The organism is Micromonospora sp. NPDC048843, assembly GCF_040649965.1.
In the GTDB taxonomy this organism is placed as follows: domain Bacteria; phylum Actinomycetota; class Actinomycetes; order Mycobacteriales; family Micromonosporaceae; genus Micromonospora; species Micromonospora hortensis.
In genome coordinates, this window is sequence record NZ_JBEZGJ010000192.1 from 1 (window position 1) to 13,034 (window position 13,034).

The 13,034-nt window shown below is 70.2% G+C and carries 13 protein-coding genes and 1 pseudogene; 10 read left to right on the forward strand and 4 right to left on the reverse strand.

What is annotated here, in order from left to right; genetic code table 11:
- Positions 1-157: 157 nt before the first annotated feature.
- Positions 158-820, forward strand: coding sequence for a GAD-like domain-containing protein (locus AB0C20_RS30825; RefSeq protein ID WP_357180429.1), 663 nt, complete (start codon positions 158-160; stop codon positions 818-820).
- Between the two features lie 402 nt (positions 821-1,222).
- Complete coding sequence (locus AB0C20_RS30830) at positions 1,223-1,567, forward strand: hypothetical protein (protein ID WP_357180427.1); 345 nt, start codon at positions 1,223-1,225, stop codon at positions 1,565-1,567.
- 14 nt (positions 1,568-1,581) lie between these two features.
- Here AB0C20_RS30830 and AB0C20_RS30835 read toward each other — a convergent pair.
- Positions 1,582-2,281: pseudogene (locus AB0C20_RS30835) on the reverse strand (LLM class flavin-dependent oxidoreductase).
- Between the two features lie 221 nt (positions 2,282-2,502).
- Between AB0C20_RS30835 and AB0C20_RS30840 the strand changes: the two are divergent.
- The 6 genes from AB0C20_RS30840 to AB0C20_RS30865 are packed head-to-tail and all read left to right on the forward strand — an operon-like array spanning position 2,503 to position 8,078.
- Complete coding sequence (locus AB0C20_RS30840; RefSeq protein ID WP_357569286.1) at positions 2,503-3,438, forward strand: aliphatic sulfonate ABC transporter substrate-binding protein; 936 nt, start codon at positions 2,503-2,505, stop codon at positions 3,436-3,438.
- On the forward strand, positions 3,435-4,268 hold the full coding sequence (locus AB0C20_RS30845; protein WP_357180422.1) for an ABC transporter permease: 834 nt from the start codon (positions 3,435-3,437) through the stop codon (positions 4,266-4,268). The genes AB0C20_RS30840 and AB0C20_RS30845 overlap by 4 nt, the downstream gene beginning before the upstream one ends.
- Positions 4,241-4,972: an ABC transporter ATP-binding protein gene (locus AB0C20_RS30850; protein ID WP_357569287.1), complete on the forward strand. Its 732-nt coding sequence runs from the start codon at positions 4,241-4,243 to the stop codon at positions 4,970-4,972. The genes AB0C20_RS30845 and AB0C20_RS30850 overlap by 28 nt, the downstream gene beginning before the upstream one ends.
- 14 nt (positions 4,973-4,986) lie before the next feature.
- A complete protein-coding gene (locus tag AB0C20_RS30855) occupies positions 4,987-6,393 on the forward strand; it encodes a selenium-binding family protein (RefSeq protein WP_357569288.1) in 1,407 nt (468 codons plus the stop codon).
- Positions 6,390-7,019, forward strand: a complete 630-nt coding sequence (locus AB0C20_RS30860) for a hypothetical protein (protein ID WP_357180413.1) — start codon at positions 6,390-6,392, stop codon at positions 7,017-7,019. Before AB0C20_RS30855 ends, AB0C20_RS30860 begins: the two co-directional genes overlap by 4 nt.
- Before the next feature lie 42 nt (positions 7,020-7,061).
- Positions 7,062-8,078 (forward strand): methyltransferase, encoded by a 1,017-nt coding sequence (locus AB0C20_RS30865; protein ID WP_357180409.1) that lies wholly within the window; start codon positions 7,062-7,064, stop codon positions 8,076-8,078.
- An 89-nt stretch (positions 8,079-8,167) separates the two neighbouring features.
- Here the strand turns inward: AB0C20_RS30865 and AB0C20_RS30870 are convergent, their stop codons facing one another.
- Positions 8,168-9,019 carry an alpha/beta hydrolase gene (locus AB0C20_RS30870; RefSeq protein ID WP_238681479.1) on the reverse strand — a complete coding sequence of 284 codons (852 nt, stop codon included), beginning with the start codon at positions 9,017-9,019 and terminating at the stop codon, positions 8,168-8,170.
- Between the two features lie 140 nt (positions 9,020-9,159).
- Between AB0C20_RS30870 and AB0C20_RS30875 the strand changes: the two genes are divergently transcribed.
- On the forward strand, positions 9,160-10,026 hold the full coding sequence (locus AB0C20_RS30875; RefSeq protein ID WP_357569289.1) for a metallophosphoesterase: 867 nt from the start codon (positions 9,160-9,162) through the stop codon (positions 10,024-10,026).
- Between the two features lie 4 nt (positions 10,027-10,030).
- Here the strand turns inward: AB0C20_RS30875 and AB0C20_RS30880 are convergent, their stop codons facing one another.
- Complete coding sequence (locus tag AB0C20_RS30880) at positions 10,031-11,227, reverse strand: epoxide hydrolase family protein (RefSeq protein WP_357569290.1); 1,197 nt, start codon at positions 11,225-11,227, stop codon at positions 10,031-10,033.
- Between the two features lie 147 nt (positions 11,228-11,374).
- Here AB0C20_RS30880 and AB0C20_RS30885 point away from each other — a divergent pair, with 147 nt between their 5' ends.
- On the forward strand, positions 11,375-11,824 hold the full coding sequence (locus AB0C20_RS30885) for a hypothetical protein (protein ID WP_357569291.1): 450 nt from the start codon (positions 11,375-11,377) through the stop codon (positions 11,822-11,824).
- Positions 11,825-11,878: 54 nt separating this feature from the next.
- Here AB0C20_RS30885 and AB0C20_RS30890 read toward each other — a convergent pair whose 3' ends face one another.
- A complete protein-coding gene (locus AB0C20_RS30890; RefSeq protein ID WP_357569292.1) occupies positions 11,879-12,880 on the reverse strand; it encodes an XRE family transcriptional regulator in 1,002 nt (333 codons plus the stop codon).
- Positions 12,881-13,034 lie beyond the last annotated feature (154 nt).

Here is a 13,034-nt window from a genome sequence, read left to right on the forward strand (position 1 = left end):
GGGGGGGGGGGGGGGGGGGGGGGGGGGGGGGGGGGGGGGGGGGGGGGGGGGGGCGCCCCCCCCCCCCCCGCGGTCCTGTGGGTGTACCTTGGCGAGTTGCCAGATGCGGCCCGGCTAGCTTGGCGGCAGATTAGCGGCACGAGGGGCAGGCAGGCCGATGGTCGATGACGTAGCGGAATTGGCTGGTATTTGGGGACCTTCAACCTGTTCCGCTCCGGTCCACGCTGATCGCCTGGCTCAGTTCGAAGGTGTCGTGCCTGATCTACTGCTGGCGTGTTGGCGTACGTACGGATTCGCCGGCTTCGGTAACGGATCGTTCTGGTTGTGTGATCCCGAGGTGTGGCAGCCGGCGGTCGACGCGTGGACCAACGGCCTTGCCCTACCGGAAGAAGAACGATGGATTGCCGTGAGCCGCAGCGCGTTCGGCGATGTACAGGTGTGGGGGCAGCAGACAGGCTCACGGTTGACGATCACCGCGCAGTACGGGTGGGTGGTCCACACGGATCGGGCGGGCCGCGCGATGTCGGACGATCGCCGCGACGACCGGCTCTACGCGCTGTTGATGTCCCAGGATCGCCGCAGCGTCGACCTTCACGGCGCCGACAGGAAGCCGTTGTTCGATCGGGTACTCGCACTGCGTGGTCCGGTAGGCCCCGACACCATCTATGGCTTTGTCCCGGCCCTGGGTCTCGGCGGGGCGCTGCGCCCCGACCAGGCCGAGATCTTCGACGGACCCGTTCATCTGGAGCTGCTCGCCGAGCTCTCCGAGCGCCGCGTCGTGGACAAGGAAGACCTCCTGCACATGTGGATCGGTCAGTGACCGGCCCAGGCGCCGCCAGCAGCCGGACGGCAGCTGGGCACCACCGAGCACGGCTGCGCCTTCGCGTGTGCCCGTCAACCAGCCGACCAGGCCGGCGTTGATGGCGTGGCGGCCGGTGCGGGCTACCGACACGGGCCTGAAGGGACGTGCCGCGCGCCTCCTGACCAGCGACCCGACCGACGATGCCGGATGGCCTGCCGACCTGCCGGCAGGTGTGACGGACGTGGTCATCGTCGAGGACACGCCCAGCCCTACAGCCACTCTGACGGTGCAGACCAGCGGGGACGCCGCGCCGACGAGTACGCGGGTCAGGTTTGACCAGCTCGCGGTGCGCGATGCGGTCGTAGAAGGGTCAGTGCGGTGTCAATGGGTGTAGTTCAGGTCACGGTCGTCGGACTGGCTGTGCTTCTGCGACTGACGACGTTCGGCTGGTATGCCATCATCGCGACCGTCGTGAGCGCTTTCTCGCTCGGCATCGTGCCCGCGATCGTGCTAGGGCCGCTGATCTACGCCGGATTCTCCGCGCCACCGTCTGCGTGGCCCCTTCTCATCGCGGCCGACGTTCTGCTCCTGGTGTCTGCGTTGACCTTCGAGGACGGTGGCGACAACGAGGGCACCACTCCGCTGGAGGTGCTCACCGGCCGTCGTGGACTGTCCGGCCGAGCCACGGACAGCGCGTTCCGGGTCTGCGGCAGCGCCTACCTACTGACCCTGCCGGCACTGGTGGCTTGGACAATCGCCGGTTAGCCGGTGACAGCCGGTCAGCGGGATCCGACGGGCTGCGGCGCTGGCGCGCCGGCGAACGGGACGTCGACGTGGTCGCCGGCCCCGGGCTGACCGTCGGGGTGCCGCCACAGCCCTCGGTCGCGCAGGATCGGCAGCACTCCCTCACCGAACCAGTACGCCTCCTCCAGGTGCGGATAGCCGGAGAGGATGAACTCGTCGATGCCGAGCGAGTGGTATTCCGCGATCCGGTCGGCGACCTCGGCGTGGCTGCCCACCAGCGCGGTGCCGGCCCCGCCGCGGACCAGCCCGACCCCGCCCACAGGTTGGGGGCGATCTCCAGGCCGTCGCGGGAGCCACCGTGCAGGTCGAGCATGCGGCGCTGCCCCTCGGACTCGCTGCGGCGCAGACCCTCCTGCACGGCCCGGATGTCGGCCTCGGAGACCCCGTCGAGTAGACGCTGGGCCTGCGACCAGGCCTGCTCGGTGGTGTCGCGCGCGATGACGTGCAACCGGATGCCGAAGCGCAGCTCCCGCCCGGCGTCGGCGGCTTGGCCGGAAGGCGACCAGGAACTTGAGTCGTTCGGTCACCTCGGTGAGCATCGCGGTGCTGAGCCAAGCATCCTCGCACCAGGCGCCGGTCGGGGTGAGCGCACCGACGAAGCCGAGTTGCTCGGCCGCTGACGATGTCCCGGCTGTCGCCGTTTGTGGGCAGGAACCAGTGGAAGGTGAGGGTCATCGGGGCTCTTTCCTCCAGCGGGGGGTGGTCGGCGCGCGAGGCGAGGCGGGCACCTCCTGAGGGGTGGGACGATCCCGCCGACAGCCTACCCATAAAACCTATCGGGTTAGTAGGCTACTGCCGACGCCGACACCTGTCGATGCGCCGCCGCCCCCGTTTGCCCGACCCGAGGAGCCGCCATGCCCACCCCGTCGACGAGCCGTCCCCCGCATCGCCGCCTCATGACGGCCGTGCTCACCACAGTGGCCCTGCTCGCCACTGTCGCGGTGAGCGCGTGCGGCGGGTCCGCCGATGCGGGCGGCACCAAGAACAAGCTCCGGATCGGCTACCAGCGTTTCGGCGGACTGAGCCTGGTCAAGGCGCGCGGCGCCGCACCGGATGTGGAGTGGTCGCTGTTCGAGAGCGGCCCCGCGCTCACCGAGGCGCTCAAGGCCGGCTCCATCGACATCGGACAGGTCGGCGAGGCGCCGCCCGTCTTCGCCGCCGCCGGGAGGATCCCGTTCTCCGTCATCGGCACCTCGGCGCCGATTCCGCAGGGTGAGGCCGTGCTGGTCAAGGCCGACCGGGGCTACCGCAGCTTCGCCGACCTCAAGGGCAAGACGTTGGCACTCAACAAGGGGTCCAACGTGCACTGGCTGCTGGTGCGCCTGCTGGAGGCGCACAACATGACGTTGAAGGACATCCAGGTCAAGTACCTCAGGCCCGCCGAGGGGCGGCCCGCCTTCGACGGCGGCCAAATCGACGCCTGGGTGATCTGGGACCCGTACTTCGCCCTGGCCGAGCAGCCGGGGGTCCAGGTGCTCGCCGACGCGACCGGCCTGGCCAGCAACCGCGAGTACGTCCTGGCCACGCCCCGGGCGCTCGACAAGCGGACGGACGACATCCGCGCGTTCCTCCAGCGCTACCGCGAGGTGACCGACTGGGGTATCGCCAACCCCGAGGAGCGAGCCAGCACCCTCGCGCCGGAGTTGAAGATCCCGCAGGACGTCACCAGCCGCGCCCTGGCCCGCAGCGCCAGGCCCCTCGCCCCGGTCACCCCGGCCATCGGCGACGAACTGCAGGCGATCACCGACAGCTTCATCGCCCTGGAACTCATCCCGGGGCCGGTCGACCTCCGATCCCGGGTCGACGGCCGGTTCAACGAGGTGTTCCAGTGAGTCGTACCAGCCTCGTCGAGGTGCCCGACGAGGTCGTGGCGGCGGTGCCTGTCGTACCCCGTCGTCAGCGGCCGGCCCGACGCTGGCGGCGGGTGGTGAGCCCGCTGGTGTTGGTCCTGGGGTGGGAATTGGCCGCACGGACCGGGCTGCTGGCGGCCGAGAAGCTGCCCGCGCCCAGCGACGTCCTGGCCACCGGCTGGCGGCTGAGCCGGGACGGGACACTCGGCATCCACCTGCTGGACTCCCTCACCCGGGCCGGGGCGGGTCTGCTGATCGGCGGTCTCCTGGCCTTGGTCCTGGGCACCGTGGCCGGGCTGCTGCGGCTCGGTGACGACCTGGTCGACCCGCCGGTGCAGATGGCCCGGATGTTGCCGCACCTCGGGCTGGTCCCGTTGCTGATCATCTGGGTCGGCATCGGCGAATCACTCAAGATCAGCCTGGTGGCTCTGGGCGCGTTCTTCCCCATCTACTTCAACACCTACGCCGGCATCCGGGACATCGACGAACGGCTGGTGGAGGCGGCGCGTACCTGTGGTCTGGGGCAGGCCGCCCGACTGCGGCACGTGGTGCTGCCCGGCGCGCTGCCGTCCCTGTTCCTCGGCCTACGGCTGGCGATCGGGGCGGCCTGGCTCAGCCTGGTCGTCGGCGAACAGGTGAACGCCCAGACCGGGATCGGCTTTCTGATGATGGAGGCGCGGGAGTTCAGCCAGACCGACGTGGTGGTGCTCGGCCTGCTCGTCTACGCCCTACTCGGGCTGATATCCGATAGTGCGCTACGCGTCCTGGAGAGGAGGATGTTGACATGGCGTCGCGGACTGCGGGCCACCTGAACGGCACCGAGCCGGTGCTCTCCGCCCACGCGGTGCGCCGAGCGTTCGGGCCGACGGTAGTGCTGGCCGGGGTCGACCTGACCATCGCCCGCGGTGAGGTGGTGGCCCTGCTGGGCGGCAGCGGTTCCGGCAAGAGCACGCTGCTGCGGATTCTCGCCGGGTTGGACGGCGAGGCCGGCGGGACGAGCGTCGTGCACGGCACCGCAGCCGTGGTCTTCCAGGAGCACCGGTTGCTGCCGTGGAAACGCGTGGCGGAGAACGTGGGGCTGGGCCTGTCCGGCGCGGACGGCCCGGGGCGGATCCGGCGGGCGCTGGCCGAGGTCGGTCTGGCCGAGCGGGATCGCGCCTGGCCGGCCGAGTTGTCCGGTGGGCAGGCACAGCGGGTGGCAGTGGCGCGGGCCCTGGTCCGCGAACCGGACCTGCTGCTGCTCGACGAGCCGTTCGGCGCCCTGGACGCGCTGACCCGACTGCGGATGCAGATCCTGCTGCGCCGGCTGCGCGCCGAGCACGGCTTCGCCGCCCTGCTGGTCACCCACGACGTGGAGGAGGCGCTGCTGCTCGCCGACCGGATCCTGCTCCTCGACGAGGGGCGCATCGCCGCGGAGTTGCCCGTCGACCTCGGCCCGACCCGTACGCCGGATGACCCGGCCTTCGGCGCGCTGCGCCGCCACCTGCTCGACCGACTCGGCGTTCCCACCACCTGACGAGCGGAGCTGTGATGACCCGCTGGACCCCCGACCCGACGTTCTACCCCTCGCCCCGCGAGGCGGTGACCGCACCGGCGGAGAAGCTCGCCTACGTGGCGGCCTTCGACCGGACGGCCACCCGTCCGGACGCCATAGTGGTGCTGGACACCGACCCCGACTCCCCCGACTACGGCCGGGTCGTCGGCTGGACCGACCTGCCGTACGTTGGTGACGAGCTGCACCACTTCGGCTGGAACGCGTGCAGCAGCGCGCTCTGCCCGACCGCCCCGCACCCGCACGTCGAGCGGCGCTACCTGATCGTGCCCGGCCTGCGGTCGTCGCGCATCCACGTGCTCGACACCCAGCCCGATCCGCGCCAGCCGCAGATCGTCAAGGTGATCGGGGCGGAGGAGTTGGCGAAGCGGGCCGGCTACTCGCGGCCGCACACAGTGCACTGCGGCCCGGACGGCATCTACCTCTCCGCTCTCGGCGGCGCGGACGGCGCGGAGGGCCCGGGTGGCATCGCCATCCTCGACCACACCACGTTCGAGGTCCGCGGGGCGTGGGAGGCCGACCGGGGGCCGCAGTTCCTGGCGTACGACGTGTGGTGGCACCTGACCCAGGACGTGCTTGTCACCAGCGAGTGGGGCACCCCGTCGATGATCGAGGACGGGATCATCGGTGAGTTGCTGCTGGGCCGACGCTACGGGCACGCCATCCACTTCTGGGATCTGGCGAAACGCCGGCACGTCCAACGGGTCGATCTCGGCGACCAGTACCAGATGCCGCTGGAGCTGCGGCCGGCGCACGACCCGACGAAGTCGTACGGGTTCGTCGGCGTGGTGATCAGCGTCGAGGACCTGTCCGCCTCGATCTGGCTCTGGCACCGCGACGGGGACGCCTGGGCGGTCACCAAGGTCATCGACATCCCGGCCGAGCCGGCCGATGCGGCGGACCTGCCCGACCTGCTCAAGCCGTTCGGGGCGGTGCCGCCGCTGGTGACCGACATCGACCTGTCGGTCGACGACAGGTTCCTCTACGTCTCCTGCTGGGGCACGGGCGAGCTGCGCCAGTACGACGTCAGCGATCCGCTGCACCCGGTGCAGACGGGCTCGGTGCACCTCGGCGGGATCGTCCGCCGGACCGCGCACCCGTCAGCACCGGACGAGGCGTTGGCCGGTGGCCCGCAGATGGTGGAGGTCAGCCGGGACGGCCGGCGGGTCTACGTCAGCAATTCGCTCTACGGCGCGTGGGACGACCAGTTCTACCCCGACGGTGTCGGCGCCTGGCTGGCCAAGCTCGACGTCGACGTGGACGCCGGCGGGCTCACCCCGGATGAGCGGTTCTTTCCGCACGGGGACGAGTTCCGGGGCCTGCGGGTGCACCAGACCCGGTTGCAGGGCGGGGACGCCTCCTCCGACTCGTACTGCTATCCGTGACCGTCACGACAGTGGCGACGCTCGCCGCGCTCGGCGCGTTCCATGGTCTGAACCCGGCGATGGGTTGGTTGTTCGCTGTGGCCCGGGGCCTACAGGAGCGCAGTCGGTGGGCGTTGCTGCGCGCCCTGCCGCCGATCGCCGCGGGGCATCTCGCCTCGGTGGCCATCGTCGCCGCGCTGGTCGCCGCGACCCGCTCGGTGACGGCGAGCAGCGCCCTCGCGGTGGTCGGTGGTGTGGTGCTGGTGGCCTTCGGGCTGTGGCGGCTGCTCTCCGAGCGGCACTTCCGCTGGGCGGGAATGCGGCTGTCGGCGGCGCAGCTCGCCGCCTGGTCGTTCCTGATGTCGTCGGCGCACGGCGCGGGGTTGATGCTGTTGCCGGTGCTGGTGGTCGAGCCGGTGCCCGGGGGTCACTCCGGGCACCTGGCCGCCGCGCCGGTGGGTGCGCTGTCCGGCCTCGCGGCGGCCGGGGTGCACACGGTGGCCATGCTCGGCGTCGCCCTGGCGGTGGCGCTGCTGGTCTACCAGGTGTTCGGGGTCGGTGTCCTGCGTCGGGCCTGGTTCAACGTGGACCGACTCTGGGCCGGGGTGCTGGTTGCCGCGGGGTTGGTGACGCTGATCCGGGCGTGACCATCCATCGTGGAAACGTGTGATGTGTGATCTCATGTCGGGGTGATCACCCCGACTCCCCTCATGCGTCTGGTGGCCGGTGTGTGGGGGTTCAAGACCCTCGCGGCCGGCGTTGAACTCGGTCTGTTCACTCGGCTCGCCGGCGGGCGGACGATGACCGTCGAGCAGGCCGCCGCCGAGTTCGGGCTACCCGACCGGCCCGCGGACCTGCTGCTGGCCGCCAGTGCGTCACTCGGCCTGTTGGAGAAGGCCGGCGACGGTTACCGCAACTCCGAGTTGGCCGAGCAGTTCCTGGTCGAGGGTCGCCCGTACTACTTCGGGGCGCAGGTCCGCTACTCGGACCTGCGCACCTACCTGCCCTGGCATCGCATCGGCGAGGCCCTGCGCACGGATCGACCGCTGACCTGGGACCCGGAGTCCCAACAGTCGATGTTCGACACCGAGGACCCGCAGATGCTGGCGCAGTTCTGGGACGCGATGTTCTCCACGTCCAGCTTCACCGCCAGCGCGCTGGCCGACGCGTACGACTTCTCCGCGCACCGGCGGTTGCTCGACGTGGGCGGCGGTGCGGGCGCGTTCCCGATCGAGTTCTGCCGACGCCTGCCCGAGCTGCGGGCGACCGTCCTGGACCTGCCGCACGTCTGCGTGCGGGCCCGGGAGCGGATCGCGGAGGCCGGCCTGACCGGGCGGATCGACGCGGTGGCCGGTGATTTCCTCGCCGACCCGGCGCTGCCGGACGGGCACGACGTCATCCTGCTCAGCATGATCCTGCACGACTGGGACGAGCCGACCAACCGGGCGTTGCTGGCCCGGTGCCATGAGGCGTTGCCGCCCGGCGGGGCGATCGTCGTCTGCGAACTGCTGCTCAACGACGACCGCACCGGGCCGCCGGAGGCGGCCCTGATGGGGATGAACATGCTTGTCGAGACCGAGGGCGGCCGGAACTACTCGGGTGCCGAGTACGCGGCCTGGCTCACCGACGCCGGCTTCGTCGACGTGCGTATCGTGCCGTTCGACGCGCCGGGCGCCAACGGCGCGGTGGTGGCCCGCCGGGCCTGACCGACGACGACACCCGGCCCCGGTGCGAACCGTGGGCCGGGTGTCGCGGCGCCTCACGGCGCGGGCGTCCGATCGGCTACCGGTACGGGTCAGGCGCGAGCCTTGGCGGGCTGCTTCATGAAGTCCATGATTGCCTTGTTGACCTCGTCGGCGTGGGTCCACGGAATGCCGTGCGGCGCGCCCTTCATCGTGATCAGATTGGCGGTCGGCATCATCGGCCCGAGCCGCTGACCGGTCACCGGGTAGGGCAGCACGTTGTCCTTGTCGCCCTGCATGATCAAGATCGGTACGTCGATCTTCGGCAGGTCCTGACGGAAGTCCTCCTGCCAGGCGGTCACGCTGTCGTGGGTGGCCCTGGCCGAGGCCATCGCGCCGATCTGCCAGTGCCCCCGATACGCGTCCTCACTGACCAGCTTGCCCTTGTTCTCGCTGTAGTTGAAGAACGCGTCGCAGAACTGGGTCAGGTACGCGTAGCGGTCCTTGATGATGGCGTCCTGGAAGCCCTTGAAGAGGCTCGTGTCGACGCCCTCCGGGTTGTCCTTCGCCTTGGCCAGCATGGGTTGCAGCGGGCTGAGCAGAACACCGCGACTCACTCGCTGGGAGCCGTAGTTGGCCAGGTAGCGAACGACCTCGCCGGTGCCCATCGAGTGACCGATGAGGGTCGCTTCCTTCAGGTCCAGCTCGGTCATCAACACGTCCAGGTCCGCGGCGAAGGTGTTGTAGTCGTACCCGAACGCCGGCTGGGCGGAGTTGCCGTAACCGCGTCGATCGTAGGTGATCGTCCGGTATCCGGCGTTGAGGAGCGCGTTGGTCGCCTTCTCGAAGGTCGCCCCGTTGAACGGGAACCCTGCGATCAGCACGACCGGCTTACCGGAACCGTGATCCTCGTAGTACAGGTCGATGGGCGCGGAGTTTTCCGTACCCACGGTAATGAAAGGCATGTTTGTCTCCTGCTCCGGTCTCGGGCTGTCGGACGCCCCGCGCTTTCCCGTCGGGTCGCCGGATATGCGACCGTCAGATCGGCCCGAACGGCAGGCCGCAGAGGTTCCGTGACGCGCCCGTGCCGTCCTAACCTCGGAGGGTGAAACTTCCGCCCCGGCTGCGGGCCGTCAGCGACCTGCACGTCGGGCACCCGCAGAACCGCGCGTTCGTGCAGGATCTGCACCCGGACAACGACGGCGACTGGCTGCTCGTCGCCGGCGACGTCGCCGACCGGTTCGCCGACATCGAGTGGGCACTCGGGCTGCTGAGCAGTCGGTTCGCGCGGGTCGTCTGGGCGCCGGGCAACCACGAACTGTGGACACCACCACGGGACCCGGTCACGTTGCGCGGTGAGGAGCGCTACCGCGAGCTGGTCCGGATGTGCCGGCGGCTGGGGGTGCTCACCCCGGAGGACCCGTACCCGGTGTGGGACGGCGACGGTGGCCCGGCCACCATCGCGCCGCTCTTCGTGCTCTACGACTACACGTTCCGGGTGCCCGAGGCACGCACCCAGGAGGAGTCGCTGGCCCTGGCGTACGCGGCCGGTGTGGTGTGCACCGACGAGGCGCTGCTGCACCCCGACCCGTACCCGAGTCGGGAGGCGTGGTGCGCGGCCCGGGTCACCGAGACCGAACGCCGGCTGGCCGAACGCGACAGGGCGCTGCCGACGGTGCTGGTCAACCACTATCCGCTGGTGCGGGAACCCACCGACGTCCTGCGGTACCCGGTCTTCGCCCAGTGGTGCGGCACCGTCCGCACCAGCGACTGGCACCTGCGCTTCGACGCGGCCACAGTGGTCTACGGGCATCTGCACATCCCCCGCACCACGTTCCACGACGGGGTGCGTTTCGAGGAGGTCTCCCTCGGCTACCCCCGCGAGTGGCAGCCCCGAGGGCCGGTACCCGACCCGGTGCGCACCATCAACCCGGCAGACGACGTGCGTCGGCGCTTGTCCGTCAACGGATGAGCCGTCAGGCTTTCCGCAGCGGCCGGAACGCGGCCCGCACCTCGGCGGAGAAGAGTTCCGGCTCCTCCCACGCCGCGAAGTGCCCGCCGCGGTCGGCCTCGTTGAAGTACGCGATGCCGGGGTAGACCGCCTCGGCCCAGCTACGCGGAGCGGGCCAGATCTCGCCGGGGAACGTGGTGAAGCCGACCGGCACCGTGACCGGCGGCGGAGCCTGACCGGCCGTCTGGGCCGCTGCTTGAAACCGCCCCTGCTCCCAGTACCACCGGGCGGACGAAGCACCGGTGCCCGTCAACCAGTACAGCGTGATGTTGTCGAGGATGCTGTCCCGGGTGAGACCGCCGGCCGGATCACCGTCGAGGAAAGCGCGGGAGATCTTGTAGTAGCTGTCCGTGTCGTGGTCGAGCATCCAGGCCGCCATCCCGACAGGCGAGTCCAGCAGCGAATAGCCGATCGTCTGCGGCCGGGTGGACTGCTCCAGGAAGTAGCCGAAACCGTCCATCGAGAACAGCGTGAGCGCGTCGAGCGCGGCGCGTTCCTGCTCGGAATTCGCCGGCAACTTGTCCTTGATGCCGACCGCCCCGGCGAGCAGGTTGACGTGGATGCCGAGCAGCCCCTCGGGTGCTTGACGCCCCATGGCGTCCGTGACGGCCGCGCCGACGTCGCCGCCCTGTGCGACGTAGCGCGAATACCCGAGGCGGTCCATGAGTTTCGCCCACGCCTGCGCCATCCGCGCCGAATTCCAGCCAGGCTCGGTCGGCTCGCCGGAGAAGCCGTAGCCCGGCAACGACGGCAGCACCAGGTGGAACGCGTCCTCGGGCGTGCCGCCGTGCGCCGTCGGGTCGGTCAGCGGGCCGACGGCCCCGAGCAGCTCGACGACCGAGCCCGGCCAGCCATGCGTCATGATCAGCGGCAGGGCGCCCTCGTGCTGCGATCGCACGTGGATGAAGTGAATCTCGACGCCGTCGATGTTCGTCGTGTACTGCGGCAGCGAATTCAGCGTCGTCTCGCACGCACGCCAGTCGTAATCGGTGATCCAGTAGCGGGCCAACTCCTGGATCGTCGCCAGCTGCACCCCCTGGGAGCGATCGGTGACCAACTCACGGGTGGGCCAGCGGGTGGCCGCGATCCGGCGACGCAGGTCGGCGATCGTGTCCTCAGATGTGTCGAGCCGGAACGGACGAATCTCGTTGTCGTTGGGCATCTTCACCACCTCGCCAAGTCGAGTCGGCCAGGGCCGATGCACCGACCGTGCCGGCACTCGCCCAGTCTCACAGCGGACCGGCGCCACCCGGGCCGAAACGCGAATCGCCGACGCGCCTGTGCGTCACACCCATGGGATGATCAACCGGTGAGCCAACCGGACGAAGACGACGACAACTGGCTGAACGGCGAGGAAGTTGCCTGTCCGGAGTGCCACGAACGCCTTTACCGCCTCGACCACTCGCCACTGCTGGACTGCTACTTCCTCTACTGCGACAGCTGCCCGATGCGGGTGGATGTCAGTTACTACGACAAGACGTTCAGGGCCATCGCCGACGCGCTCCCTTCGCAGGACAGGACCTACCCCACGCTGATGACGGCACTTGAAGCACGGCTACGGCGATGCGACTGCGGGGGGCGGTTCCGGGACTCGGCACCTCGGCGCTGCCACCGGTGCTCCACCGTCCTGACGGCCATCAGCGCGCCTTCCGGTGTCGACGTCTGGCCGGGTTGGTGGACAGATGAGTCCGACACCGGCTCCCTGGAAGAGGCGTTCACCGCCAGGTACTTCCGCACCGAGGACCTCTGGGAGCACTGACCCTGCCGTTACACACCGTCCACCCGGCCTACGGCCTGCGCCGACGCGCGTCCGTCAGCGGGTGAGGCCGACCAACGTGGCCAGTCGCGCCACGCCGGCCGGCGCCGGCTGCGCGCGGGCAACATCGGCGATCACGGTACGCGCCAAAGGCCGACACCGAACCTCAGCCGGCGCGACGCTGTCCGCGTCGACGAGCGCGCGAGCCGCGCCGCGCAGGTCACCCACCTGGAGGTACGCCCGCGCGACGTCGACCAGGTACGCGCCCCGATACTCGGCCGGCAACCGCCGCCACCCCTCCCGCCGCACGACGGTCGAGTGCCGTCGTAGCGCCTCGACGGCATCACCCCGTTGCGCCGCCACGAGAACACGGGCCAGCTCGACGGCGATCGGCCCGAAGTTGGTGCGGTGCGGATCGTCGTACCCCCTCAGGCTGGCGGCGATCCCCGCGGCCCGGTCTACCAGCTCGTCGGCTTGGCGGTGCTCGCCGCAACCTGCGGCGGCCAATGCCGCCTGAAGCAGCAGCGTCCCGCCCACCGCCCACTCCGGGCGGTCGCCCTGACCTCGGCTACCGCGCTGACCTTGCTGATCAAGAGGTTTGGGGACGGTTTGATCTCCAAAGGTCCCGCTAACCTCTTGATCACCGGAGTGGGATGAGGGTGGAAGGACGCGGTTGGCGGCGGGGAGCAGCGCGGCCAGGGCCAGATGGGCTCGGTCTTGCGCGCGGAGCGCTTGGCCTACCGAGATGGCTGCCGTTGCCGCCAGGCTCGGGTCTTCGCGGGCGGCGGACATCGCCCGGTCGGCGGCCAGCCACCCGAGGTCGGCCTCGCCGAGCTTCACCAGCAACGACGAGGTGATCCGGTACGCCTGCACCAGCAACTCCGGTGACCGCGCCCCCTGGACGGCGTGAAGCAGACCCGGCAACACCCGCACCAACTGCCCGTAGTGCGCATGCTGGTAGCTCAACCAGGCGTACCCGACCTGCCTTCTCAGCTCGTCCGTCTTCTGCGGAGCCTGTGGGGTGCCGTAGCGGGCGAGGGCGGCCCGGATGTCGTCCACCCCGTCCGGCGTGCCGGCAGGCGTTGGCCGCTGCTGGCCGAGCAGCACCTCCGGGTCGACTTCCCCTGTACGTCCCCACCCCTGTCGGGCACCGGGGGTCCTCCCTGAGGAAGGCCATGAAGACTCGACTCTCCGCCGCCGGCGCGACACTGCT